The organism is Stenotrophomonas sp. PD6 (genome assembly GCF_049199305.1).
Lineage (GTDB): Bacteria > Pseudomonadota > Gammaproteobacteria > Xanthomonadales > Xanthomonadaceae > Stenotrophomonas.
The window spans coordinates 491,306-515,395 of record NZ_JBLZQD010000001.1; the positions used below are offsets into that span (position 1 = coordinate 491,306).

A 24,090-nucleotide genomic window follows, 5' to 3' on the forward strand; every position below is an offset into this window, starting at 1 on the left:
CAGACGTGATCGTCGCCCACAGTGCCCGCAGACCCGAGACTTCGTCGCGCCCCCGGCGCTTCACATCTTCTCCACTCGACGTACGCACGTTTTTAACGAACGCACTCCCCCTGCTGTTCGGGTGCCTGCTCGGCCAATGGCTCCCGACGCTCTCGGACATCACCCCCCTGCATCCGCAGGTGTTGTGGCTTCCCGGGCCGCTGCTGTTGGGCTGGTTGCTGTTCACTCCGCGCCCGCAGTGGCGCGGCTGCATCCTGGCGGCGTGTGCCGGCACCGTGCTGTCGCTGCTGCTGGTGCCCATGTCGGCAGTGCCGCGCCTGCTGGCCAGTCTCGGCGAGTTCGCCATGGTCGCGGTGGTGGCCTGGCTGCTGTTGCGGTGGCGGGGCGAGCGCGCCGGGTTGGAAGACTACCGCGACCTGACGCTGTTCATGCTTCTGGCCTGTGTGCTGCTGCCGCTGTGCAGTGCCTGGTGGTATGCACTGGCATCCGGCGGGCGCCCGGCGCTGTTGTCGCCGCAGGTCATGCGCGCGGTCGCGCTCAGCAGCAGCGTGAGCTATCTGCTGGTGGTTCCGCTGCTGGTGAATGTGGCGCGCATCGTCGAGGTACCCGAGCGCAGGCATGGATGGCACTGGCGGACCGTCGCCATGGCCGTGCTGCTGTTTTCCCTGCTGGTGATGTTGTGGACGGTGAAATGGCAGGACGGCGTGGTCACCCCATTGCTGACACTCGCCCCCATCCCGCTGCTGGTCTGGACGCTCATCGTGTTCGGCATCGCCGGTGCATCGATCTGCATGCTCCTGGTGGCGCTGCTCGGCATGCAGCTGGGCGTGGTGGGCATCGGGCCGTTCGGCTTCTGGGATGTCCCGCGCAACCTGCTCACCGGCCAGGTGTGGACGCTGTGCACCGGCTTTGCGTTGCTGTTCCTCGGCGCGTTGTCCGACCAGAAACTCTCCAACCGGATCAAACTCAATCGTGCCTATCAGCGCCTCGGCGAAGTGACCGGCCGCATGCTGGTGGTGCAGGAGGAAGAGCGCACCCGCATCGCGCGCGACCTGCATGATGACGTGAACCAGTCCCTGGCCGCGATCTCGATCCGGCTGAGTACCCTGCGCAACCAGATTCCCGCCGCCGAGCGCCCCAGCGTGGTGGAGCTGCAGGACCAGCTGCTGGCAGTATCCAACGACATCCGCTCGATCTCGCACGAACTGCATCCCAGCATCCTGCGCTTCACCGGGCTGGCCAGCGCGCTCGACGCGTTCTGCATCAAGCGCAATGCGCGCGGACGCCTGCGCCTGCGCTGCAGTATCGAAGCGCCGCCGCGCCTCACCGACGACCAGGAGCTGAGCCTGTTCCGCATCGTCCAGGAGGCGCTCAACAACGTGGACAAGCACGCGCGTGCCAGCGTGGCCGACGTGCTGGTCTGCGTGCGCGGACAGCACCTGGTGCTGCGGGTGGACGACGATGGCATCGGCATTCCGGCCGGTCGCATTGCGCCGGCGCCCGGGCTGGGACTGATCAGCATGGAAGAACGGGCACGCCTGCTCGGCGGCACCCTGCTCGTCGGCGCCAGCCCGCTGGGTGGCACGCGGATCGAAGTGCGCTTCCCGCTACCGGATGCCGCGCGCCGCGCGCCGCCCCAGTAGAACTACTGGCGCGCACCACGTAGAAAGGCGGTTGTGCGCAACGCCGGCCGACGACAGATTGCAGCCATGCGTCCGGATTGGAGTCCGCCATGGCTGCTGTGTCGAACACCTCGCTGCTGATCGTGGCAGCCCTGCTTGCGGGCTGCGCAACGGGGCCGTTGACCAGCCCGTCGCCGGCATTGATTCCCGCCGCGGCGCCGCCCCCCGCGCCGGTGCCGGAACTGCGCCCGGGTGTACCGGCAGGCTATCTCGGCCGTGCCCTGCCCGACAGTCTCGCGCTGCTGCCGCCGCCGCCCGCCAAGGGAACGCCCGGATTCGCCCGCGACCAGGCCGTGAGCCGCGCCTCGCAGAAGCTCAAGGGCAGCCCGCGCTACGCACTGGCCCGCCGCGATGCCGACCTGCGCTTTCCGCAGGTGGCCAGCACGTTCTCATGCGCGCTCGGCGTGCCGGTGGGCCAGCAGGAGACGCCCCGGCTCTACCTGCTGCTGCAGCGCAGCCTGGTCGATGCCGGGCTCGCCACATACGCGGCCAAGGACCATTACAAGCGCACGCGGCCGTTCGTGTTCTACAAAGAAGCGACCTGTTTCCCCACCGACGAGGCCCAGCTGCGTACCGATGGCTCCTATCCGTCCGGGCATACCGCCATCGGCTGGGCCTGGGCACTGCTGCTCACCGAACTGAGCCCCGCGCAGGCAGACGCGCTGCTCGCGCGCGGCCGCGCCTTCGGCGAGAACCGGTTGATCTGCAACGCGCACTGGCAGAGCGACATCCTGCAGGGGCGCGTCGTGGCGGCCGGCGCCGTGGCCAGCCTGCACGCCAATGCCGATTTCAACGCCGACATGGCCGCGGCCCGCGCCGAGATCAATGCCCTGCGCGGCAATGGCGTGCAGGCACAGGACTGCGAGGCCGAGGCAAACGCGCTGGCGGTGAAGATACCCGGGGTTGAATAGGCTGTGCCGGGGCGGCGGGCGTGGCATGCTCTGCGCCGGCATTCCGTACGCACAAGGCTCCCCCCAATGGCACAGGTCCAGATCGTTTCCGATGGCCCCAATTACCTGCACCGCATCCACAGTGGCGCGCATGCCGTGCTGGCCGATGAGCCGGCCACGCTGGGCGGCCAGGGCGCCGGCATGGCGCCGTTCGAGCTCTACCTCGCCGCGCTCGCCGCGTGCACGGCCATCACCTTGCGCATGTACGCCGAAAAGAAGGGCTGGGCACTGGGCGAGTTCCGCGCCGAACTGTCCTCGTCGCGCGACGCGGCCGGCAAGCTGCTGGTGCACCGCGTGCTGCATGCCAGCGGAGTGCTCAGCGACGCGCAGTGGCAGCGATTGCTCGAGGTGGTCGAGAAGACCCCGGTGACCCTGGTGATGCGCGAAGGCGCGGTCATCACCAGCGAGCGCGCCGCGTCGGCGCAGTAACAATGACCCGGCCCGCCGCCATGCACTGATGACGGGGGAGACATCGCGTAGCGGGCGACGAGCCAGGTCAAGGCCGTGCACTGTCCGCCACCGGAGAGCGTCGTGGCGGACAGCGGGTGCGGATGTAACCGGTGAAGCCTGATGACCTGGCCCGCCACCACCGGAGCGATGACGGGGGAGACATCCCGCGGTCGGCAACGGGCCAGGTCAAGCTGTGCCGACACCGCGGCGCACTGGCCTGGGTATCGGGCGGATCGGGGCGCTGCCGGCAAGCGGCAGCGCAGTTCAACGGGCTCGGGCCACGCCGGAGACCTCCACGCGTCGGTTGGGCGCCAGGCAGGCAATCAAGACCTGTCTGGCGAGTGGGCCGCACTGCACGAGCGGCTGCGCGCTGCCCCGTCCTTCGGCAACAATCGCCGTTGCCGGAACACCGCCCTGCACCAGCACCTCGCGCACCGCATCGGCGCGGCGCTGCGACAGCTGCCGGTTGTAGGCATCGCTGCCGATGCGGTCGGTGTAGCCGGCCACCTGGATGGTCTGCACCTGGCTGGCGCTGCGCACCTGCTGCAGCAGCGCGTCAACGCTCTGGCGGCCGGCAGGGGTCAACGCCGCACTGTCGAACCCGAACAGTGCATCCGCCGCCAGGCGCACCGGCTCGGCGGGCATCGGCGCCGGTGCCGGCGCGGGTGCCGGCGGCTGCAGCAATGCCGCGCACGCCTGGGGCTTCCAGTACCCCGCCTGGGCGATGCCCTTGCTGTCGAACTGCACCTGGAACTGGCAGGTGAAGTAGTCGCCGTTCGGGTTGCTGCGGAAGTTGAACAGGTAGTTCCATTCGCGCACCCCCCACATGCCTTCATTGAAGTGGGGCGTGCCCAGCAGCGCATACAACTGGCGCTTGCTCATGCCGCGCGCGAACAGGCGCAGGTTGTCGAGATCGACGAACATCCCCTCCTTCAGCGAGGCGCGCGCGGGATCGGGAAACTCGGGAGTATCGGCGGCGGTCGCGGCGCGCGGTGTGGCGCTGCTGGAGCAGGCGCTGAACAGCAGTACGGCCAGGCCCAGCGCCAGCGAGCGCAGCAACGCAGTGGGTTCGTGCGGGTGTGGAGCGGTCATCATGTTCCCCTGTGAACAAGGCGGCTCTGGATCGAACGGTGCCGGCGCGGCCGGCACCGTTCGGCTCACCACTGGAGGCCGGCACCGACCGATATGCCGCCTTCCCCGCGGCTGTTGGTCGAACCGCTGAACTTGTAGATCAAGCGGCCACCGTCGGAGACGCCGGAGATGCCGACCGCCACGCCCGACTCGCCGTTGTAGCTGCCGGCCGCGATCGAGGCCATGCTGCGTCCGGCCTCATAGGGCTGCGGCAGACCCGCCACGGCCATGGCCGCCGCCACGCCCGCCGATGCGCGGTTGTCGGTGCGCCGCAGGTCGCGGTCGAAGCCGTCCATGCGCTGGTCGGTGTAGGTCTTGGACCAGTCCAGCGTCTGGTTCATGCCGGCGCGCAGCTGATCCACGTTCACCGCGTCGGTGCCGGCCGTACCGGCCGCCACGTTGTGCACCGTGGTCGGGCCCGAACCGCTGCCACCCAGGGTGACGCTGTTGAAGTTGGTCGCGCCGTTGACGGTGCTGTCGTAGCGGATGGTGCCCTGCTGCGATGCCTGCAGCTGGCGCAGGTTGACCGCATCGGTGGCCGCGCTGCCATCGCCGACGTTGGTGATCTGGCGTTCCGCGCCGGCGCTGCCCACCGACACCGTGTTGTCGCGGGTGGCCACCGAACCCGCGCCCAGCGCCACGGCGTTGCCCGCAGTGGCGCTGGCGCCATTGCCCAATGCCGTGCTGTTGGCGCCGGCTGCACTCGCACCGGCGCCACCGGCCACCGAGTTGGCACCGCTGGCCGCAGGCGCTGCCAGCGCGTTGCTGTTGTTCACCTGGAACATGCCCGAGGTGCCGTTGTTGATGTTGTTGATCTGCGTGTCGGTGTAGGCCTTGGACTGGTCGATGGCATAGGTGACGCCGTTCTGCAGCTGGCCAACGTTGACCGCGTCGTACTGATCCGACCCGTCGGCCACATGGGTGACCTTGCGTTCGGCACCCGTGCTGCCCACCGCGACCTCGCCCACCGAACTGCTGGCACCGGCCGCACCGTAGGCACCGGTGTAGCCGCTCTGCGCGCCCACGCTGGCCACCGCGCCGCCGCCCAGCGCCACGCTGTTGTCGGCACTGGCGCTGGCGCCGTCGCCGATGGCCGTGCTGCCTGCCCCGCTGGCATTGGCGAGCGGCCCGATGGCGATGCTGTCCGCGCCGCCTGCACTGGCGCCGGCCTTGGTCGAGTTGACCTGCACGAACGGGCTGGGCGAACCGGGCTGCGTCTGGCTGATGCGGGTATTGAGGACGTTGAGCGAGCTGTTCACCGCGTCGAACGCACCGGTGACGTCGCCGTACGCGGTGGTGGTGGCGGCGCCGGTCGGGCTGAAGGCCGAGATGTTGAAGGTCGGTGCCGTCCACAGGCCGGTAGCGCTGTCGAACGCGGTCGTGCCGCCCAGGTAGGTCACCAGCGCTTCGTTGGTGTCCAGCAGCTGTGCCATGTTCACCGCGTCGGTGGCCTGGGTGCCGGCGGCCACGTTCACCACCTGGCGTTCGCTGCCCGCCGCGCCCACGGACACCGTGCGGCTGCGGGTGGCGGTCGCGCCAGCGCCCACCGCGATGGCGTCGTCCGCCGTGGCGGTCGCACCTTCGCCGACGGCAATGCTGTCGATGCCCGTGGCAGCGGCATCACTGCCGGTGGAGTTGACCTTCAGGTAGTGCATCGCCGCACCATTGGTCAGGTTACTGATCTGGGTGTTGAGATTGACCAGGGAGCCATCGACCGCCGCGAACGCATCGCTGGCGTTGTCGTACACGCCCTGGGCGACCGCGCCGCCGGTGGAGATGGTGCTGATCTGGAAGCTCGGCGCGGTCCAGGTGCCGGTCGCCGGGTCGAAGGCGGTCAGGCCGCCGAAGTAATCCACCACTGCGCTGTTGGTGGCCGACAGCTGGCTGCCGTTGACCGCCTCAGTGCTGGTGGCCGTGACCGCGCCGGCGGCCAGGTTGCCGATGGTGGTCGGGCCACCCCCATTGCCCAGCGTCACCCGCGCATAGTTCGGCTGGCCGGTACCGTCGTCGTCGTACGACACAGCGAAGATGTCGGCGGCGTTGACCAGCGAAATCGCCCCCTGCAACTGGGCCACGTTGACCGCGTCGGTTGCCGCGCTGCCGGCCGCCACATTGCTGATCTGCCGCTCGCTGCCGGCCACGCCCACCGACACTTCGCCGGCCGAGACCTGCGCGGCGGTCAGGCCGTAGGCGGTGTAGCTGGCCTGCGCACCGCGGTCAGCCGCACTGCGGAAGCCCAGTGCAACGCTATTGGCCTGGTTGGACGTGGCTTCCGCACCCAGCAGCACCTGGCCATTGGCGGTGCCACTGGCGCTGTCGCCGACCACCACCGAATGCCCCATGCGCGCGGCGTAATCGGCCGTGGGAACCCCGGTGGGGTCGGTTGCATCATTTGCTCCCGCGCCCGGGAACGCCACATTGGCATCCACCAGTGGCAGCTGATGCCGCGCGTTCGCGCCGATCACCACCTCACGCGAACCGTTGGCATAGGCGCCGTCGCCCATCAGCACCTGGTAGTCCTGCGCCGCGTTGACCGCCCAGCAGTCGATACTGACCACCCCCAGAACGTCCAGGCAGGAGTTGGACCACGCCGGCGACCCATCCGGCAGCACCAGGCCCAGCAGGCCGTTCGGGTTACCGTTGTTGATGTTGTAGATGTAACTGTCGGAGGTCACCCCGCCGATCAGGGTCAGGTGCGAACTGCCGCCCGTGGTGGCGCCACCCAGGCCGTTCAGCAGCGACCCCACCGGGGTCAGGTTGACCAGCGGCAGGCCCAGCACGTTGGTGACCGAATAGGTCTGCATCACGTTGGCGCTGCTGACCGCCAGGTTGCCGTTGCGCATATAGCCGTCGCCACCGAGCAGCCCCTGCGCGGTCGGCCCCACCAGTTCGCCCAGCGAACCGGTCAGCCCACCGGTGCCGATGATCAGACCGGCGCCCGGATCCGCCGGTGCCGGCGCCTTCGGGTTGCCCGGCTGCAATGAAGCCGGCACCACGCCGACACTGCCGGTGCTGCCACCCAGGGTGGTGCCGAGGTTGCCCACGACCGTGCCCACGCTGCTCACCGTGCTGCCCAGCCCGCTGCCCAGGTTGCCGAGCAGGCCAGCGTCGCCCAGCGTGCTGCCGACCGAGCCCAGGGTGCCGCCCACGTTGCCCAGCACATCGCCGACACTGCCCAGCACGCCGCCCAGCAGGCCCTGGCGCGAGGTATCCAGTGCCGTGGCCTGCACGCTGATATCGGCGTCGACCACTTTCGGGTTGCGGTCCGCCGCCGCGACCTGCACGGCCACGTTCTGCAGGCTTGCATTGCCGGCCACACCGGACTGCAGAGAGGTCCGCGTCGCGTCGTCGACACCGTCGCTGGCCGGCTCTTCCTTGCCCACCGCAACGGTCGAATCCACGACGGCACCCACAGTGGCATGCGCGCCGCCTGCGGCAACCGCCGCAACGTGTACGGCAGCGGCCGGTGCCGTTGCCGTGACAGGCGTTGCCTGCAGCGCGGTCCGCACCGTCGTTTTCAGGGCCGCGACGGGGGTGGACGCGGCCAGCGCGGCGACCGGCGCGGACGGCACTGCGATGCGCACCGGCAGCGCCGTCTGTGCCTTCGCCGCCACGTTCGCGTGGATCGGCGGCACGGATGTCGTCACGGCCCCAACATTCACCTGCACGCTGGCATCGGTCGCCAGCTGCGGCACAGCTTGGGCGCTGTGCAGCACCGTCGCCAGCGCCACGTTGGCGTCCACCTGCACCGGCAGCGGTGCGTACTTGTCGGTCAGTGCCTCAAGATCGGCCAGGGTCTGGTTCTGCGCCGCCAGCGCCGAACCACTGCCCAGCGCGAAGGCCAGCCCGATCGACAGCACTGACAGCGGCACTTTGAGGTGCACCACGACCGGGCCCGCCGCGAGGCTGCCACGGGCCGTGGCGATTTCCGAGACAACCACCAGGGCATTCAGCCGGTGGCTCCAGACCAGTCGAAAGATGCGGTTCATCAGATATTCCCCCGTGAACGTACGTTGTGGACTGCGCGTCCGTGCCCTTGGGCAGGTGGACTCATTACAGTCCCGGCGTCGACACGCGGGCACCTCATTCCGGCAGCACGAACGTGCGTTCCGGCAAGACAACGGGGAAAACCGGCAGCGGCATGGGCAATTCCGGCAGATTGCCGGAAAGGTGCATTCAGGACATACCGCCGCAGCGGTGATTCAGGCCGGGCTGCTGATCGACGCGGGCGCACGCATCAGCGTGTCGCGCGGAAGCTCACCGAACACGCGCCGATAATTGTCGGCAAAGCGCGACAGATCCCACAGGCCGCAGCTGAGCGCTACCGCCTTGACCGATTTACGGTTGGCGTCGGCCATGGAAAGTCCACGGCAGGCCGCGCACAGCCGCAGCATGGACAGATACCGGTTGGGCGAGGTGCCAAACAGATCTTCGAAGGCGTAGCGCAATGCCCGCTCGCTGACCCCGGCCGCGTCACATATTTCATGCATATAGATATAGCGGCGCAGATTCTGCCGCATGAAATTCTCCGCACGCTGCGCGATCAGGTAATGCGCGCGCCGTGCCCGCGTACTGCCCGGGCGTTCCTGGCCATCGCCGCTGAGCAGCGCCTGCACATGGTCGTGCAACAGCGATTCGACCGCGTCGGCCGGCATCCCGCTGCCGGCGGCATCCAGCCAGGTCGGCAGCTGCGCATACCGCTGCGCCAGCCGCGAGGTGCCGTCTTCGTTGTTGGCCTGGAACAACGAAAGCGCCTGCCCAGACGGCAGGCTGCTGCGCAGGCTCAACTCGGTGAGCTTGCGCTGCACGCGGCGCATGGGCGTCAGCATCAGGCTGAGCCGGGTGCCCGCACTGAAGGCGAACTCGCTGATGCCTTCCGGCAGCACGGTCAATGCCATGCCTGCACTCAGCGTCACCCCATGGCACCAGCTGTGCGCCTCGTCGGTGGCATGCACGAATCCCAGCAGGCACCAGTCCTGCGGCAGCATGAAGCGCCCGCGGAACTGGAAGCCGCAGGTCGCCGTACAGAACAGGGATTCATCGTGGACCTGGGAGTGGATCGCCGCACGCGGCCCGTTGCCATCCAGCAGCACCAGTTCCAGCTCACAGACACGCAGCACGCCGCCCAAGGTTGCCAGGTCAAGTGATTTGAGTGCTGCCTCTGCACTGCCTTCCACTGCACTATCTGCCATGACAGTGATTTCCCAAGGGTGGCTTGCTTGCCGGGCGAAGGCGCGTTATCCGAAAACCGTCACCGCGCTGGAGCGCAGTATGCAACAACTTCACTGGCCAAATACAAGTTATTTACGACAGATAATCCGACGCCGGCTTTTCCTCACATTTTTGGCAAACAACGCATAGATAAGCGTCAATGATTCGTCGTCACGCCGATTTCACCCGACAACAACGCAATCTTCATTTAGTTTTCCATACACCACGGCAACACGGAATACTAAAGTTGAGAACGGTCCTGCCGATTTTGTGCATTACCTGCGCCTGCGCGGGTTGAGGATTATCCAACGCAGTGCTGGCAGTTCCTTGGCGGAAACCAGACTGCTAAACGGGGGAATGCAATGGAAATGCTGGATACGTCGCGCGAGCCTGCCCACCGCCACGTGCGGGAGCGGCCGCTCCGCATCACGATGCCACCTGTCCCCTGTTGACCGGATCGGGTCCAACGGGTCGATGCCCGTTGGGCCGGCGGCCGTTATTGGCCGCAAGCCCGTGCAGGGACCGCACGGGTGAACGGGTGGCCGCCGGTGGAACCGGGCCGCGCCGCCCCACGCTGGCATCTCGATGTATTGACTGGAACAGGGAGAAGACCGTCATGAATACCTCCATCCGCAAGTTCATTGCAGAAGAAGAGGGCGTTACCGCGCTCGAGTACGGGCTGTTGGCCGCCGTGATCGCCGGCGTGCTGGTCGTGGCTGGCAAGAACGGGCTGACGGAGATGTTCACCGTGCTCTTCACCAAGCTCAAGGACCTGGTCAGCACCACCATCGGTGGCGCCGGCACCACCACGACCTGATCGTTCGGCGCCAGGCCAAGCCTGCACCGATCCGTCTGCGGGCCTGTCGCCCGCGGCAGCGGTGTCGCTTGGCCTGGCGAGGGATTTGGATGCATCACGCAACTCTGGAGGGGGTACCGGATGTCCCTGTTGCCGCTGTTGGCCGTGCTGTTGAGCCTGCGGATCGCGATCAGCGATCTGTACGCGCGACGCGTGCCCAATGCATGGCTGGCGGTTGCCGCTGCGGCGGCGGGCGCGTGGCTGCTGGGCAGCCAGATCACAGGGGCCGCCACACCCTTGCTGCCGCATGTCGGCGGCGCGGCAATCGGCCTGGCCGCGCTGCTTCCGTTCTATCTGGTGGGATGGATGGGCGCAGGCGACGTCAAGTATTTCGCGGTGCTGGGCTTGCTGCTGGGCTGGCAGGCACTGCTGCCGTTGTGGCTGATCAGCAGCCTGCTGGCCGGCGCGCATGTGCTGGGCCTGCTGCTGACGCGGCAACTCGCCGGCGCGCTGCCCCTGCGGCTGCAACTGCTGCGCGACCGTGCGGTCCAGCAGTGGCAGCGCCGCCCGATGGCGCGCGACATGCGCGGTGCGCGCCAGGGCCGGGTTGGCATTCCGTACGCCGCGTACCTGGCCTTCGCCACGCTCGCGCTGGTGCTGTGGCAACTGCAGGGAGATCGCTCATGACATTCGCATCGCGCGCACGTGGTGCGGCCACCATCGAATTTGCCCTCATGCTCATCTTCGGGCTGCTGCCGCTGCTGATGCTGACCTACACCGGCGTGATGATCATGGCGGTGCAACAGACGTTGTCACTGGCGTCGGCCGAAGGCGCGCGCGCCTCGCTGCGTTACGCCACCCCACCGGAGCGGCGCGTGGCCGCCTGCCAGGCCGCCAAGCGCTCCATGCAGTGGCTGCTCACCTATGCCGGGCAACAACCCGACTGCAACGCGGCCGCCGCGCCGCCGATCGTCGTGTCCGCGCCCGCGCCCTGCAGCGGGATGGCGAGTGCGCAGTGCATGCAGATCTCGGTCAGCTACGACTACGGCGCCAAACCCTTCCTGCCGGGGACCGGCCGCGTGTACGGCTGGGTCATCACCGAACCGATCCGCAGTACCGCGGTGGCCCAGCTCGACCTGGGGACACCGTGATGTGCAGCGTCCTTTTCCTGGAGACCGTCGCATGCTCAAACTGACCCGCGTCGCCGCCGCCGCCTTGATCGCGCTGGCCCTGGTGCTGGCCCTGATCGCGCTTGCGGTCAGCCGGCACACCGCGCAGACGGTGGCCGCCCCAGCGCCCAGCGTCGCCGGGCAGCCACAGCAGTGGCCGGTGGTGGAAGCGGCCACCCTGCTGCCGGCCGGCCGCCCCATCGCCGCCGCCGACCTGCGTGTCGGTACGGCGGCGCAGGCGCATGCCGGCGGCTACAGCACCGTTGCCGAAGCGACCGGCGCGGTACCGGTCCGCGACATCGCCGCCGGCACTGCGCTGGACAGTGCGCTGATGGCGCAGGGGTATTCGCTGCGGCTCAATCCGGGCGAACGCGCACTGGCGGTGCCGGTGGACGAACTGGTCGCTGCGGGCAACCGGATTCTTCCCGGCGACTATGTCGATGTCTTCCTCAACCTGCGCGCGCCCAGCGGCATGAATACCGACGGTCAGGCCCAGGCCCGCCTGCTGCTGTCGCGCCTGCGCGTGCTCAGCTACGGCACCGCCGACAGCGCCCCTGGCCAAGCCGCGGTCGCGGCGCAACCGGCGGGCAACGGCGACAACGACAGCCGCGCCAGCGACATCCAGGGCGGCAGCTCCACCTCCACCGGCAACAGCGCACAGGCCCCTGCGCGCAGCGCGGTGCTGGCCGTTCCGGTGGCCGAGGCCAACCGCCTGCTGCTGGGCGCGCAGCAGGGCAAGCTGTTCCTGGCGCTGCGCAACCCGGCCGATGACGGCCTGCCCGACCAGGCACTGTTCGCCAGCGCCGCCGCGGTGCTCAGCCCACGCCGCGAGCTCAGCCCGGAACAGCGCCTTGCGCTGGCGACCCCCGAGAACGATGCGTTTGCCGGCATCGATGCCGACGCGCTGGCCGGGCGCCGCGGTCCCCGCTCGTCGGCAGCGGCGCCAGCACCTGCCCTTCCGGCACGACGCGCGGCACCGCGGCCGGATCGCGGCATCGAAATCATCCGCGGCGATGTTTCCTCCCACAGCGGCTCGCGCTGAGCCTTCGCAGAGTGCTTCCATGACGTCATGCCACGCTCCATCGCACCGCACCCTCCACCGGCGCCCGCTGCTGGCCCTGCTGCTTGCGTGGGCGGCGTGCCCGGCGCTGGCACTGGCCGCGCCCGACCTGGTGCTGCAGACCCGCGAGCAGCGCCCGTGGACGCTGCCAGCCGACCTGGAACGGGTGGCCATCGCCGACCCCGGCGTGGCCGACCTGGTGATGCTGCGTGGACCCCGGCAGGCGCTGCTGGTCGGCAAGACGCCTGGCACCACCACGCTGCTGCTGTGGCACCGCCAGCAGGGCGAGCCGCAACGGCTGCAGGTGGAAGTGCGCAGCGCGGTCCAGGGCGCGCTTCCAGCGCACGACGACCTGCAGCTGACCGTGCAGGACCAGCAGGGCCTGCTGCAGGGCAGCGCACCGAGCCTGCTGGCGCATGAAGACAGCCGCAAGGCGGCGCAAGCCACGCTGGGCACCGGTGGGCAGTTGGCCGACATCTCCACCGTGGCCAGCGGGGGTGTGGTCCAGGTCGAAGTCAAGGTGGTCGAATTCAACAAGACCGTGCTGCGCCAGATCGGCATGAGTTTCGCCAACCGCAACAACGGCTTCTTCTACGGCATCACCCGCCCCGGCGGCAGCCTGCCCGGCGCGGGCACCTCCGGCGACGGCGGCGCCGACCCCAGCGTGGTCACCAACCCGCTGTCATCGGCGTTTGGCCTGGTGTTCAAGTCGCTCACGCACGGCTGGGACGCCAACATCGACCTGCTGCAAAGCAACGGCATGGCGCGCGTGCTGGCCGAACCCACGCTGGTGGCGCTGTCCGGACAAAGTGCCAGCTTCCTGGCCGGCGGCGAACTGCCCATCCTGGAACCGCAGGGACTGGGCACCACCACCGTCACCTTCAAGCCGTTCGGCATCGGCCTCACCGTCACCCCGACCGTGCTCGGCTCGGGCCGCATCGCGCTGAAGGTCGCCCCCGAAGCCAGCGACCTCAACTACGCCGCCGGCATTGCCTACAACGGGGTGCAGATTCCGTCGATCACCACCCGCCGTGCGGACACTACGGTGGAACTCGGCGATGGCGAGACGTTCGTGATCGGCGGCCTGGTCAGCAACACGGTCAGCTCGAACGTGGACAAGATTCCGCTGCTCGGCGACCTGCCGATCATCGGCTCGTTCTTCCGCAACCTGAACTACAAGAAAGAGGAGAAGGAGCTGGTGATCATCGTGACGCCGCGACTGGTGCAGCCGCTGGCCAAGGGCACCACCGTGCCATTGCCCGGCGACCGCGAAGCACGTCCCAACCTGCCGGTCTGGGGCGCCTGGCTGCTGAGCCCGGCGTCGTCGGACCAGCTGCCCGGCTTCTCACGCTGAACGGCATGCAAGGACGCACCTACCCATGTCAGCCTCCCTCCAATTGCTGCACCCGACGCCCCCGCCCATGAACCTGGTGCTCTACGCCCCTGCGCGCGACCTGGCCACACTGCTTGAGGCACGCCTTCCCGTGGGCATGCGCGTGCAGTGGCAGGACAGCGCCGCGCCCATCGATGCGCTCGACGCGCAGCGGCGCGGCACCCCCTGCGTGATCCTGCTGGACTATCGTCGCGAGGCGGCCGGCCTCTCCAGCGAACTGGCCCGCCACCTGCAACGCAGCCATCCGGACCTTCCCCTGGTGGCGGTCGGCTCCACCGCGCCGGACCAGGTCGACGGCATCGTGGCGGCGGTGCGCATGGGATTGCGCGACATCCTGGACCTGGAGTCGACCACCAGCGACATCGACGCCGTGCTGCGCCGGGCAGGTGCAGCGCCCCACCCGGTGCGCAGCGTGCCGGCCGACGCCGTGCACAAGGCGCGGCTGGTGTTGCTGCTGGGCGTGCGTGCCGGCGTCGGCAGCAGCACCCTGGCGGCCCACCTGGGCGTGCTGGCACAGCAGCTTGGCCACCCGGGCGCCGCCGATGGCAGCAGCGCGGAACCACCGCCGCCTTCCAATGCCACGCTGCTGCTCGATCTGGGCCAGCCCGCCGGCGACGCCGCGCTGTACCTCAATCTGGACAGTCAGTTCCACTACGACGACGCGCTGCGCAATGCCAACCGCATCGATGCCACGCTGGTGCGCACCGCCATGACCCGGCATCCGGGCGGCTTGACCCTGCTCGGTCAACCGGCCGGCAGCGAAGGCGGCTTGATCGCCGACCCGGCGGTACTGGTGCAGCGCCTGCGCGGGGTGTTCGAGACCGTCCTGTGCGATCTGGGCGGCGTGCCCGTACGCCAGGTGCCGCGCTCCCTGCTCAACAGCGCCGACGAAATCTGGCTGGTTGCCGACCAGGCGATCAGCACGCTGGTGTCGCTGGACCAGGTACTCAAGCAGCTCGATGCGCTGGGCGTGCGCGATGCGCGCGTGCAGTTGGTGGTCAACCGCCACGAGGAGGACGGCGGACTCAGCCCCGCGCAGATCGCCGCCCGCTTCTCGCTGCCGCTGCTGGCCACCCTGCCCGACTGCCACCGGCTGCGCGCCAGCGCCAACCATGGCCATCTGCTGCTGCAGGACGCCCCGCGCGATCCGTACCTGCGCGCCCTTACGCCGCTGCTGCTGCACCTGGACGAGGCCGCCGCGCGCGCCCTGCCCCGCAGCTGGCGGGAAAAAATCGCTCTTGCCCTCGGGGGACTCCAATGGAAGTCAAAGTGATGCCGTTCGCCGCGCCGTCTGCCGGCGCCGACAGCCCCGGTTCTGGTCAACGCCCTGCGCCGGACCCGCATCTTCCCTTTGCCCAGTCGGACGAGTACCAGAAGGTGCTGGTAGCCGCCCACGAGCACCTGCTCAACAGCATCGAGGACGAACGCATCGACATCGACGCGTGGGCGCCGGACACGGTGGCGCGTTACGTGCACACCCAGACCGCGATCTTCGTGCAGGAATGGCGCATTCCGGTCAATGAATCGGAGATGGAGATCGTCGCCGGTGCGCTGGTCAAGGAGCTGACCGGCTTCGGTCCGCTCGACGACCTGCTGCACGACCCCAGCATCGAAGACATCCTCATCAACGGCTACAAGGACATCCACGTGTCCCAGGGCGGGCGGCTGGTGCGCGCGCCGCAGCGCTTCAGCGACGACAGCCATCTGCTGCGCATCCTGCGCCGCATCCTGGCGCCGCTCGGCCGGCGCCTGGACGAATCCAACCCGATGGTGGATGCGCGCCTGCCCAATGGCGGTCGCCTCAACGCCATCATCTCGCCGCTGGCCGTCGATGGCCCGATGGTGTCGATCCGCAAGTTCCGCAAGGACCCGTTCACGCCCGATGAACTGCTGCGCATGGGCACCTTCGATGCGGCCATGCAGGCGCTGCTGCACGCGATGGTGCTGGGCCGCTGCAACATCCTGGTGTCGGGCGGCACCAGCTCGGGCAAGACCTCGCTGCTCAACGCGCTGGCCAGCTACATCCCGGCCGACGAGCGGGTCATCACGGTGGAAGACACCGCCGAGCTCTCACTCAACCATCCGCACGTGGTGCGCCTGGAGAGCCGCATCGGCGGGTCCGACGGCCAGGGTGCGGTGAGCATCCGCGACCTGGTGCGCAACAGCCTGCGCATGCGCCCGGACCGCATCGTGGTCGGCGAGGTGCGCGGCGCCGAGGTGCTGGAAATGCTGCAGGCGATGAACACCGGCCACGACGGTTCGATGGCCACCATCCACGCCAACTCCCCGCGTGATTGCCTGTACCGCATCGAGATGCTGGCCGGCTTCGCCGGCTTCCAGGGCAGCGAGGACAGCCTGCGCCGGCAGATCGCCAGCGCGATCGATTTCATCGTGCAGATCTCGCGCCTGGGCAGCGGGCGACGCGTGCTGGTATCGATCACGGAAATCACCGGCGTCGGCGACAACATGATCAGCACCCAGGAGATGTTCCGTCACGAAGTGCAGATCGACGCCGACGGCAGGGAACGCAACCGCTGGATCGGGCTGGGCTTCCACCCGCATTCGCACAAGCTCGAACCGTTCCGCCAGCAGCTGCGCGACGCGCTCGACGGAGGCTACTGAGCATGACCACGGTGCTGTTGCTGTGCAGCGCGATGCTGGTGCTGGTGGCCGTGGCCATCGAGCTGTGGTGGGGCGCGGGCCGCCGCGAGCGCCAGCGCGTGTCGCTGCAGCATGCCGAACAGCGCCTCGCTGCCGCCCCCGCCGTACCGACCCTGGCCGGCACCACGCCACGCCCTCCGGCTGCGGCCACCGTTGCCGCCACGCCAAGCGGTCTGCCCTGGGACGATGTGCTGCAGCGCGCCGCCCTGCGACCGGGCTGGGGGTTGCCGCTGCTGTGGTTGGCCGCCGGCCTGCTGCTGGCCTGGATCGCGGCAGCCCGCATTGGCACCGGCTGGATGTGGCCGATCACGCTGGGGCTGTATGCACTGGTGCTGGGCCTATGGATCTCGCGGCGCATCCTTGGCCTCAAGCGCAAGCTGCTGCGCCAGCTGCCGGACTTCCTCGACAACCTGGTGCGCCTGAGCGCGCTCGGCAACAGCCTGCAGATGGCCTTCCAGGTGGCCAGCCAGCAGGTGTCCACGCCCTTGCGCGCACTGCTCGACGACACCTTGTCGGGCACCCGCAGCGGGCTCGACCTGGACCGCGCCCTGAGCCAGGCCGCCCGCCCCTACCGGCTCGATGCGCTGGAGGTGTTGGCCGTGGTGCTCGGCGTCAGCATCCGCATCGGCGGGCGCTCGGACCAGATTCTGCAGCGCATGAGCGACTTCATGCGCGATCTTGAACAGGCCCAGCAGGAACTGATGGCCACCACCTCGGAGACCCGCATGTCGGCGTGGGTGCTGGGCCTGCTGCCACCGCTGTGCGGCCTGCTGATGGCGATCGCCAGCCCCGACTTCTTCCAGCCTGTGCTGCATGCGCCGCTGGGGCACAAGATTCTCGGTGGCGCCCTGGCGCTGGAGCTGGTCGGCGCCTTCCTGCTGTATCGCCTGGCGCGCTCGCTATGAACGCCACCACGTTGTGGACGGCCGCCCTGCTGGTGCTTGCCGCCGGCCTGGCCCTGCTCGGCATCGCCGGCCTGCTGCTCAGCGGGCGCCAGCAGCGTACCGCCGCCACGCTGCAGAGCGCGTTGCGTGGCCGCGACGGCACTCCGCCCGCGCCTGCTGCGACCGCCGCCGCCGAGACCGGGCCGCGCGGGCTGGCCTGGCTGGCCGCGCTGGGCGAGCGCTTCAACGGCGGTCGCATCGAAGCGGCGCTGCTCGCGCCGGAGGACCGCCTGCTGCTCGACCAGGCCGGCTGGAATACCCGCGCCGGCACCACCGCCTTCCTCGGCCTGCGCGTGCTGCTGGCAGTGCTGTGCCTGGTGCTGGCACTGCTGCTGTTCGACACCAGCGGCGTGCAGCGCGTGTTCGTCATGCTCGGCGCGCTGGCCTTCGGCGTGCTGCTGCCGAAGTTCGCGCTGCGCAGCTGGGCCTCCCGGCTGCGCCAGCGCGCCACCGCCGAACTGCCGCTGCTGATCGACCTGCTGCGCCTGCTGCAGGGCGTGGGCTTCAGCATGGACCAGAGCCTGCAGACGCTGGGCGAGAAACTGCGCGGCGCGATACCGGTACTGGGCCGCGAGATCCAGCAGGCCAATGTCGCCTACATGCATGGGCGCACTCGCCAGCAATCGCTGCGCCGTCTCGGCGAATCGTTCGACGACGAGGACCTGCGCAGCCTGGTGCAGCTCATGCTGCAGGTCCACGAACACGGCGGCGCGGTGCAGGAACCGCTGCGCCAGTTCAGCCTGCGGCTGCGCGAACAGCGCCGCGCCACGCTCAAGGAACGGGTCGGCAAGCTCTCGGTGAAGATGACCGTGGTGATGATGCTGACCCTGCTGCCGGCGCTGATGCTGGTGTTGTCCGGCCCGGCGATCATCGCCCTGGCCGATGCCATGACCAAACTGGGCACCTGACCATGCGAAATCGCGCCGCTACGCTCACCGTGCTGTTGGCTGCCGTTGCCCTGTGCAGCGCCTGCCATTCCACCCGCAATGCCTACCGCCCGGATCCGGTCAGCCTGGCCGGACCGGAAACGCCGCCGCAGGACGACAAGCGCCTGTATCTGGAGCTGATCGGACAGATGCAGCGACAAGGCGCGTACTACGCCTCGCTGGCCCATGTGGATGCTTACCGCCAGCGCTACGGCGACAGCCCGGCCTTGCGTCTGCTGCAGGCCGATGCACTGCGCGAGACCGGTCAGCTGCCGGCGGCGCGGTCGTTGTATACCAGCCTCGCCAATGGCCCACAGGCCGCCGCGGCCTGGCACGGGCTGGGTCTGATCGCGATACGCGATGGCGACGACACCCAGGCCGAGCAGGCATTGGCGCGTGCCGTGCAGCTGCAGCCGTTGAACACCGATTATCTCGGCGACCTCGGCTTCGCCCGCCTGCGCGCAGGCCAGCTGGAACAGGCCCGCGAACCGCTGGCCAAGGCCGCCGAGCTGGGCCCGGGCAACACCAAGGCCAATGCCAACCTGGCGGTCTGGGCGCTGCTGCGCAACGACACCGCGATGGCCGAGCGCATTCTCGGCAGCGCCGGGTTGCCAGACACCACGCGGCAGGAGGTGATGCGCCTGGCCCAGCAGCTGCGGCAGCCGCCGCAGGTGCGGGCGCCCGCCGCGCCGCTGCGCGGTACCACCGCCAGCACCGCCGGGGCGCGTGCCCCCGCGCCTGCCACACGCAGTGACGACAGGCTCGCCCCGCCGATGCTGGAACGCTTCGGTGGCTCCGATTCCGCACACGAGAACACGCCATGACTGCTTCGGCCCGCTGCTTCTCTGCCTCCCCCGCACTGCTCTGGCTCGCCCTGCTCGCCGCGTCGGCGGCAAGTGCCCAGCAACGCCCGCTGACCGGACAGATGCTGGGTGAGCCGGTTGCCCCACCGACCGCGCCGGTCGTGGCGCCCGCCGCCCCGTCGGTGGCGCCGCCGGTCGTTGCCCCGGCGCCGGTGCAACTGGCCCTGCCCGCGCGTCCCCAGATCGGCGACACCACCCGCGCACTACTGCAGTTGCAGGCCAGCGGCGAACATGCCGGCGCCCGGCTGCCGATCCTCGGCGACCAGGCCTCCGCCAGCTACGCGCGCTACCTGCAGAGTTTCAGTCACCCCATTCCCGAGTACCTCGAAAAGAGCGTGCGCAAGGACGTCTCCGGCGGCAGCAGCGGCAGCGGGGAATAGGCCGATGAGCGCCCGCCCGCTCCACCCCGTGCAACGCCCCTGCCCGCGACCACGCCGGCAGCGCGGTGGTATGTCGGTGACGATGATGCTGCTCATGGTCGGGCTGGTCGGCATGCTGGGCCTGGTCGAGATCGGCTACCTATACTGGGCCAAGCGCGATGTGCAGAAGATCGCCGACCTGTCCGCGCTGGCGGGTGCCCAGCGCCTGGACCTGTGTACGGCCGACCGCGCCGACAACACCGCCGCGCGCAGCAACGCGCTCAGCGCGAACCGCTTCCCCGGGACGCTGCACGTGCAATGCGGCGACTGGAATCCCACCCATGCCAGCGAAGATCACTTCCTCGCCACTGCGGCCGCCGCACCGGTGAACGCGGTGAAAGTAGTGGCCGAGCGCTCCGTGCTGCCCTTCTTCGGCCAGAACCAGAGCCTGCCCACCGTGCGCGCGCAGGCCGTGGCCACCCGCGCACCGCCGCTGGCGGTGTTCAGCGTCGGCTCGCAGCTGCTGCGGGTCAACGGCAATACACCGCTGGGCAGCGTGCTCAAACTGGTCGGCGTAGACCTGGATCAGACCACGCTGCTCGGCTACGACGGACTGGCGCAGGCGAAGATCACGCCCAATGGCCTGCTCAAGGCATTGGGCATCCCGGTGGATGCGAACATCAGCGTGGGCGATTTCAACGCGCTGCTGGCCGCGCACAAGGTCTCGCTCGGCCAACTGCTCGACGCCACCGCCAGCGTGCTCGCGCAGAGCGGTGCCGCCACTGTGGACCTGCGCGCCCTGCGCAACGCGCTGGCCACGCAGCTGGACATCGACACGCTCAACGTGCAGCTCGGCAGCGATGCCGCCGGCAGCGGCCTGTTCGGCCGCATCGTCGCACCCGATGGCCCGGCCAGCGCCGCGCTCGAGGCACAGGTGAACGCGTTGGACCTGCTCACCACCAGCATCAGCATCGCCAACAGCGGGCGCGCGGTGGCGGTGAACCACCTGGACGTGCTGGGCGTGCAGGCCAAGGCGGCCGTGATCGAGCCGCCCTCCATCGCCATCGGCGGGGTCGGCGCGCGGGCGTACAACGCACAGGTGCGGGTGAACCTGGACATCGACAGCAACAACCTCGCCTTCGGGCTGGGCAAGGTGCTGGGCGTGCTCGGCATCCGCCTGCGGCTGCCCATCTATGCCGACGTCACCAATGCCATGGGCACCGTGACCAGCCTGCAGTGCGCGGCCCAGCCGGCCACGGCCACCATCCAGGTGGATTCCTCGGTGCTGCGCGCCTGCGTCGGCAAGGTCGCCGACAGCGACAAGTTCTCCACGAAGAACGTATGCGACGCCAGCCTGCAGAACGAACAGCTCCTTACCCTGTTTGGCGCGCCCCTGATCAACGACCGCATCCAGCTCAACGCGCTGACCCATAGCGAAAGCCTGACCCTTGCTGCCGGCGAGACCAAATCGACCTGGATCAACGGCGCGCAGATCGGTACCGCCGTCAGCGACCTGGTGCAGCAGCTGCTGCGCGTGCTCGGCGGCATGCTCAACCCGGCGGCCAAGGGCATGGACACCAGCAGTACCTCCGGGCAGCTGGCCGACCAGTTCCTCAAGGCGTCCAACCCGGGCAACGGGCTGTACGACGTAGACAAGACCATCGCGCTGCTGCGCAACGGCTCGTCGGCACAGGGCATTCCCGCCTTCGGCGACTGGACGGTGCACAACGGTGTGCCATATGCCTGCGGGCTGCTCGGCCTGGTCACCTGCTACAAGGATGGCTCGGCCTGGGACGGTTACCGCGCGACGGTCACCGGCCAGGGCCTGGGCGTACTGGACGGCCTGCTCGGCACCCTGCTGGGGGGTCTGGTGATCAACCGCTGCAGTGGACTGGTCAGCACCCTGCTGGCGTACAACACCTGCGTCAAAGGCAACCTCACCTCCTACCTGCAGACCGCGCCGGCCGGGGTGCTGGACGCCTACCAGGGCAGCGGCAGCGTGACCGACCCGGGCACCAACGCGGTGGCCTGCAGCGGACTGCTGTGCACCCTGCTGCGGCCGGTGCTGGAAGGCCTGCTCAAGCCCCTGCTCAACGGCGTGGGCACCCTGCTGACCAACACCCTGGCGACGGTCCTTGGGCTGGAACTGGGACGTACGGACGTGCACCTGCAGGCCACGGCGTGCAATCCTGCCCAGTTGGTTTATTGAGTTTGAAACTCAGGTCACGCGGGCGGATGCGGCCGCTCCCGGGACACGCTAGACTGCCGTGGGGACTGGTTTTTCCAGACGATTTTTCACCGCTGATCCGTTCTTGGATGATCTGATGATGCGAGAGAAGAAAGGGAGTGTGTCCATCCGCCGTTGCCTGTTGCTGGGCGGCATGCTGGTGTCGTTGGTCGTCGTGCCGCCCGCGTTCGCCAAGCGCGCGCCCAAGGATGACAACGAGGACGCCGCGCGGACTGCGCCAGCCGTGCGCAACACCGTGGAAGAACTGCGCCAGCTGATGGATTCGCAACAGCTCACCGAGCTGCGCACCACCTACAACGGCAGCTACGGGGCCAGCCTGCTGTTCAACACCGGCACGCTGCAGTACTACGTGTCGCTGTTCCATGAGAAGGAATTCTGGCGCGTCATCAAGACCGATTCGGTCGAGAACGCCGAGAAGGTGTACCGCACCTTCGTGGGCCAGACCGAGGAACTGGCGCAGGTATATATCGACACCACCCGCCTGGAGGCCGGCAAGCGCTACACCGAGAACCTGGTGGCCTACAACGAACAGCGCCTGCGCAGCCTGCAGCAGGAAGCCGACCTGCAGCGCCAGCAGGCCCAGCAGGTGAGCAGCTCGATCCAGCAGGCCAAGCAGCAGGCGGTCTCGCTGAGCACAGACCTGCGCAGCTCGCACACCCAGCTGGACCAGCTCAACCAGCGCATCCAGGCGCTGCAGGCGCAGCAGGGCAACCCGGAGCTGTCGCTGCCGGTGCCCGAGTCCAGCACCCCGCAACCCTCGCCCACGCCGCCGTCGCCGGCAGGCCACGCGGGCACGCCGTAACGGTTGCGCCGGCGGGTAAAACCGATTGGTTTAAACCGACTGGTTAAATCCGATTGGTTTAAAACCGACTGGTAAAACCGACTGGCAAAAACCGACTGGGTAGAGCCGACTGGGTAGAGCCGACTGTTAGTCGGCTGTTCCTCACGATCGCCCGGATGCCTGGTTGCCGACTAACAGTCGGCTCTACCCCGTCGGCTCTTCCGTCCCCATTCCCCCAAAAATGACCCGACCACCCTGCCCGCCTTCGAGGCGGTGGCCAACTATCTGATGACGCGGAATACCCCATGACCCCGAGCGACACGCCGTTGATCTTCTACGTGAAACTGCAGGTCAAACCCGAACGGGTCGACGCATGGCTCGAGGCCGTTCATACCCTGATCGACCGGATGGCCGAAGAGCCGGCGTTCATTTCCTGCGACCTGCACCGCGACGCGAACGATCCCACCCTGTTCACGCTTTACGAGCGCTGGAATGAGGCCTCGGTGCAGGGTTTTCTGGACCATCAATCCACCGACTACCGCGCCGCCTACGATGCACTGCTGCCGGAGCTGCTGCAGAAGCCCCGCGAGCCGCAGGTACTGGAGTTGCTGCAGAGTTGGGGTTGACGCGCGCGTGACACAAAAAAACGGCGGCCCAAGGGCCGCCGTTTTTTTCGCTGGTAGAGGCGACGGTCAGGCCGCCGCGGCCACCTGCTCGCTCTGGCGCTTCACCAGCGCGTTGAAGCGCGCCAGCGAGCTCAGGTGGTGGTGGATCGAGGCCAGCCAGCCGTTGCGGTGCCAGGCCACGATCACGTCGTCCGGCAGCGCGGAGAACTTCTCGACATCGACCACGTGGAAGCCGTTCACCGACATCTTCTCGCCGGTGTTCAGGGTCACATCGATGCTGCGCTCGACCAGCAGGTCCTGGGCCAGCAGCGCGGCGCTGAACTGACGGGTCATTTCGTGTTCGCGGGTGAAATCGGCGCAGAACTTCATGGCGTTGTCCACCAGCTCGGTGGCCTTGCCGTCGACGAACAGCGGCTCGCCTTCTTCGCTCGTGCCCTGGTTGACCTGTTCCGAATCGGCATCCAGCGCCAGCAGGAAGTTGCCGTCCTCGTCGGACTGCATGAACACGAACGGATACCGGCGCAGGTAGGCCGGCGCGTAGGTGTCGTCGGCCCACTTGCCGTCGTTGACGAACAGGTTGCTGCGGGCCAGGCCCACGGCCACGATCGGCGCAGCGTCCTGGCCGGTGAACAGGATGGGGAAATGCTGGGCCGCCATGCCGAACTCGCCGATCACTGCGGGGATGGCATTGGTTTCGGCCGCAAAGGCCAGCGAGCCGCCGCGCAGGCGCCAGTTGGCGTGCTTGTCCGATTGCAGCGGCAGCGGCTGGCGGTAGAACAGCGGGCCGGAAGCCTGGGTCGGAGCGGCGGGCGGAGTAGTCGTTTCAGCAGTCATGGAATA

General features: G+C 68.6%; 21 protein-coding genes. 17 read left to right on the forward strand and 4 right to left on the reverse strand.

The features are described 5' to 3' along the window. Positions 1-179 precede the first annotated feature (179 nt). The 3 genes from ACOZHM_RS01965 to ACOZHM_RS01975 all read left to right on the forward strand — a co-directional run bounded on the left by ACOZHM_RS01965 (position 180) and on the right by ACOZHM_RS01975 (position 3,061). Entirely contained in the window at positions 180-1,643 is a 1,464-nt protein-coding gene (locus ACOZHM_RS01965; protein ID WP_421567266.1) for an ATP-binding protein, read from the forward strand. A gap of 89 nt (positions 1,644-1,732) precedes the next feature. Beyond that, complete coding sequence (locus tag ACOZHM_RS01970; protein ID WP_421567267.1) at positions 1,733-2,593, forward strand: acid phosphatase; 861 nt, start codon at positions 1,733-1,735, stop codon at positions 2,591-2,593. Positions 2,594-2,659: 66 nt separating this feature from the next. Further along, positions 2,660-3,061: an OsmC family protein gene (locus tag ACOZHM_RS01975; protein WP_421567268.1), complete on the forward strand. Its 402-nt coding sequence runs from the start codon at positions 2,660-2,662 to the stop codon at positions 3,059-3,061. 285 nt (positions 3,062-3,346) lie between these two features. Here the strand turns inward: ACOZHM_RS01975 and ACOZHM_RS01980 are convergent, their stop codons facing one another. The 3 genes from ACOZHM_RS01980 to ACOZHM_RS01990 form a co-directional block, all read right to left on the reverse strand. Then, positions 3,347-4,174 (reverse strand): OmpA family protein, encoded by an 828-nt coding sequence (locus tag ACOZHM_RS01980; protein ID WP_421567269.1) that lies wholly within the window; start codon positions 4,172-4,174, stop codon positions 3,347-3,349. 65 nt (positions 4,175-4,239) lie between these two features. Beyond that, positions 4,240-8,202 (reverse strand): YadA-like family protein, encoded by a 3,963-nt coding sequence (locus tag ACOZHM_RS01985; RefSeq protein WP_421567270.1) that lies wholly within the window; start codon positions 8,200-8,202, stop codon positions 4,240-4,242. Positions 8,203-8,415: 213 nt separating this feature from the next. Then, positions 8,416-9,405: a helix-turn-helix domain-containing protein gene (locus ACOZHM_RS01990; protein WP_421567271.1), complete on the reverse strand. Its 990-nt coding sequence runs from the start codon at positions 9,403-9,405 to the stop codon at positions 8,416-8,418. Between the two features lie 635 nt (positions 9,406-10,040). Between ACOZHM_RS01990 and ACOZHM_RS01995 the strand changes: the two genes are divergently transcribed. The 14 genes from ACOZHM_RS01995 to ACOZHM_RS02060 all read left to right on the forward strand — a co-directional run bounded on the left by ACOZHM_RS01995 (position 10,041) and on the right by ACOZHM_RS02060 (position 23,250). Then, complete coding sequence (locus ACOZHM_RS01995) at positions 10,041-10,241, forward strand: Flp family type IVb pilin (protein WP_421567272.1); 201 nt, start codon at positions 10,041-10,043, stop codon at positions 10,239-10,241. 120 nt (positions 10,242-10,361) lie between these two features. Next, positions 10,362-10,907: an A24 family peptidase gene (locus ACOZHM_RS02000; protein ID WP_421567273.1), complete on the forward strand. Its 546-nt coding sequence runs from the start codon at positions 10,362-10,364 to the stop codon at positions 10,905-10,907. Then, entirely contained in the window at positions 10,904-11,371 is a 468-nt protein-coding gene (locus tag ACOZHM_RS02005) for a TadE/TadG family type IV pilus assembly protein (protein WP_421567274.1), read from the forward strand. Before ACOZHM_RS02000 ends, ACOZHM_RS02005 begins: the two co-directional genes overlap by 4 nt. A 31-nt stretch (positions 11,372-11,402) precedes the next feature. Next, positions 11,403-12,431, forward strand: coding sequence for a Flp pilus assembly protein CpaB (gene cpaB / locus ACOZHM_RS02010; protein WP_421567275.1), 1,029 nt, complete (start codon positions 11,403-11,405; stop codon positions 12,429-12,431). Between the two features lie 19 nt (positions 12,432-12,450). After that, a complete protein-coding gene (locus ACOZHM_RS02015; protein WP_421567276.1) occupies positions 12,451-13,803 on the forward strand; it encodes a type II and III secretion system protein family protein in 1,353 nt (450 codons plus the stop codon). A gap of 25 nt (positions 13,804-13,828) precedes the next feature. Beyond that, positions 13,829-15,115 (forward strand): fimbrial protein, encoded by a 1,287-nt coding sequence (locus ACOZHM_RS02020; RefSeq protein WP_421567277.1) that lies wholly within the window; start codon positions 13,829-13,831, stop codon positions 15,113-15,115. Next, complete coding sequence (locus ACOZHM_RS02025; protein WP_421567278.1) at positions 15,100-16,464, forward strand: CpaF family protein; 1,365 nt, start codon at positions 15,100-15,102, stop codon at positions 16,462-16,464. The genes ACOZHM_RS02020 and ACOZHM_RS02025 overlap by 16 nt, the downstream gene beginning before the upstream one ends. A gap of 2 nt (positions 16,465-16,466) precedes the next feature. Continuing rightward, the gene (locus ACOZHM_RS02030) at positions 16,467-17,408 is read left to right on the forward strand and encodes a type II secretion system F family protein (protein WP_421567279.1); all 942 of its coding nucleotides are present in this window, start codon (positions 16,467-16,469) and stop codon (positions 17,406-17,408) included. Then, positions 17,405-18,355 (forward strand): type II secretion system F family protein, encoded by a 951-nt coding sequence (locus tag ACOZHM_RS02035; RefSeq protein ID WP_421567280.1) that lies wholly within the window; start codon positions 17,405-17,407, stop codon positions 18,353-18,355. The genes ACOZHM_RS02030 and ACOZHM_RS02035 overlap by 4 nt, the downstream gene beginning before the upstream one ends. 2 nt (positions 18,356-18,357) lie before the next feature. Then, on the forward strand, positions 18,358-19,197 hold the full coding sequence (locus ACOZHM_RS02040; RefSeq protein WP_421567281.1) for a Flp pilus assembly protein TadD: 840 nt from the start codon (positions 18,358-18,360) through the stop codon (positions 19,195-19,197). Beyond that, a complete protein-coding gene (locus ACOZHM_RS02045) occupies positions 19,194-19,616 on the forward strand; it encodes a DUF3613 domain-containing protein (protein WP_421567282.1) in 423 nt (140 codons plus the stop codon). Before ACOZHM_RS02040 ends, ACOZHM_RS02045 begins: the two co-directional genes overlap by 4 nt. Positions 19,617-19,686: 70 nt before the next feature. Continuing rightward, positions 19,687-21,804: a TadG family pilus assembly protein gene (locus ACOZHM_RS02050; RefSeq protein ID WP_421567476.1), complete on the forward strand. Its 2,118-nt coding sequence runs from the start codon at positions 19,687-19,689 to the stop codon at positions 21,802-21,804. 118 nt (positions 21,805-21,922) lie between these two features. Further along, positions 21,923-22,645 carry a DUF2968 domain-containing protein gene (locus tag ACOZHM_RS02055; protein ID WP_421567283.1) on the forward strand — a complete coding sequence of 241 codons (723 nt, stop codon included), beginning with the start codon at positions 21,923-21,925 and terminating at the stop codon, positions 22,643-22,645. Positions 22,646-22,929: 284 nt separating this feature from the next. Further along, positions 22,930-23,250, forward strand: a complete 321-nt coding sequence (locus ACOZHM_RS02060) for a putative quinol monooxygenase (RefSeq protein ID WP_421567284.1) — start codon at positions 22,930-22,932, stop codon at positions 23,248-23,250. Between the two features lie 66 nt (positions 23,251-23,316). Here the strand turns inward: ACOZHM_RS02060 and ACOZHM_RS02065 are convergent, their stop codons facing one another. Then, entirely contained in the window at positions 23,317-24,084 is a 768-nt protein-coding gene (locus ACOZHM_RS02065; protein ID WP_421567285.1) for a SapC family protein, read from the reverse strand. Positions 24,085-24,090 lie beyond the last annotated feature (6 nt).

Bases quoted from the DNA above. Each gene is read 5' to 3' on its own strand.
- ACOZHM_RS02005 (WP_421567274.1), top strand. From the start codon at position 10,904: ATGACATTCGCATCGCGCGCACGTGGTGCGGCCACCATCGAATTTGCC.
- ACOZHM_RS01985 (WP_421567270.1), bottom strand. From the start codon at position 8,202: ATGAACCGCATCTTTCGACTGGTCTGGAGCCACCGGCTGAATGCCCTG.
- ACOZHM_RS02050 (WP_421567476.1), top strand. From the start codon at position 19,687: ATGTCGGTGACGATGATGCTGCTCATGGTCGGGCTGGTCGGCATGCTG.
- ACOZHM_RS02025 (WP_421567278.1), top strand. From the start codon at position 15,100: ATGGAAGTCAAAGTGATGCCGTTCGCCGCGCCGTCTGCCGGCGCCGAC.
- ACOZHM_RS01980 (WP_421567269.1), bottom strand. From the start codon at position 4,174: ATGACCGCTCCACACCCGCACGAACCCACTGCGTTGCTGCGCTCGCTG.
- ACOZHM_RS02055 (WP_421567283.1), top strand. From the start codon at position 21,923: ATGCGAGAGAAGAAAGGGAGTGTGTCCATCCGCCGTTGCCTGTTGCTG.
- ACOZHM_RS02065 (WP_421567285.1), bottom strand. From the start codon at position 24,084: ATGACTGCTGAAACGACTACTCCGCCCGCCGCTCCGACCCAGGCTTCC.
- ACOZHM_RS01970 (WP_421567267.1), top strand. From the start codon at position 1,733: ATGGCTGCTGTGTCGAACACCTCGCTGCTGATCGTGGCAGCCCTGCTT.
- ACOZHM_RS02000 (WP_421567273.1), top strand. From the start codon at position 10,362: ATGTCCCTGTTGCCGCTGTTGGCCGTGCTGTTGAGCCTGCGGATCGCG.
- ACOZHM_RS01975 (WP_421567268.1), top strand. From the start codon at position 2,660: ATGGCACAGGTCCAGATCGTTTCCGATGGCCCCAATTACCTGCACCGC.
- ACOZHM_RS02060 (WP_421567284.1), top strand. From the start codon at position 22,930: ATGACCCCGAGCGACACGCCGTTGATCTTCTACGTGAAACTGCAGGTC.
- ACOZHM_RS01990 (WP_421567271.1), bottom strand. From the start codon at position 9,405: ATGGCAGATAGTGCAGTGGAAGGCAGTGCAGAGGCAGCACTCAAATCA.
- ACOZHM_RS02030 (WP_421567279.1), top strand. From the start codon at position 16,467: ATGACCACGGTGCTGTTGCTGTGCAGCGCGATGCTGGTGCTGGTGGCC.
- ACOZHM_RS02045 (WP_421567282.1), top strand. From the start codon at position 19,194: ATGACTGCTTCGGCCCGCTGCTTCTCTGCCTCCCCCGCACTGCTCTGG.
- ACOZHM_RS02040 (WP_421567281.1), top strand. From the start codon at position 18,358: ATGCGAAATCGCGCCGCTACGCTCACCGTGCTGTTGGCTGCCGTTGCC.
- ACOZHM_RS02020 (WP_421567277.1), top strand. From the start codon at position 13,829: ATGTCAGCCTCCCTCCAATTGCTGCACCCGACGCCCCCGCCCATGAAC.
- cpaB (WP_421567275.1), top strand. From the start codon at position 11,403: ATGCTCAAACTGACCCGCGTCGCCGCCGCCGCCTTGATCGCGCTGGCC.
- ACOZHM_RS02035 (WP_421567280.1), top strand. From the start codon at position 17,405: ATGAACGCCACCACGTTGTGGACGGCCGCCCTGCTGGTGCTTGCCGCC.
- ACOZHM_RS02015 (WP_421567276.1), top strand. From the start codon at position 12,451: ATGACGTCATGCCACGCTCCATCGCACCGCACCCTCCACCGGCGCCCG.
- ACOZHM_RS01995 (WP_421567272.1), top strand. From the start codon at position 10,041: ATGAATACCTCCATCCGCAAGTTCATTGCAGAAGAAGAGGGCGTTACC.